General features: G+C 45.1%; 1 protein-coding gene. It reads left to right on the forward strand.

Annotated features, from left to right (window positions below):
• Positions 1–273, forward strand: a 273-nt coding sequence (locus tag ACP45E_RS02290) for a hypothetical protein (protein ID WP_158008361.1), incomplete at both ends; no start/stop codon positions are given.

Below are 273 nucleotides of genomic sequence, written 5' to 3' on the forward strand. Positions count from 1 at the left end.
TAATATTAATATAGCGGCTGATGGTGCTTTCTCAGCCTCGTATGATCCAGAGCTACAGAAAATTGTTATCAGCCAGATTACAAATTCGCTCGATCCCGTCGTTTCTGACGGCCCTATATCTTCAAAACCTGGTACATTTGGGGATGAATACCAATCGGTAATCAATCTGAAAATCGGTGAAGATGGCTCGCTACAAGCCACTCAAATGGCGGACAGTTGGTCTTCAAGTAGTGCCTCCACGTTTATGCTGCGTATTGAGATCGGAAGAGCGGT

The organism is Vibrio genomosp. F10 str. 9ZD137, assembly GCF_049974785.1.
Classification (GTDB): Bacteria; Pseudomonadota; Gammaproteobacteria; order Enterobacterales; family Vibrionaceae; genus Vibrio.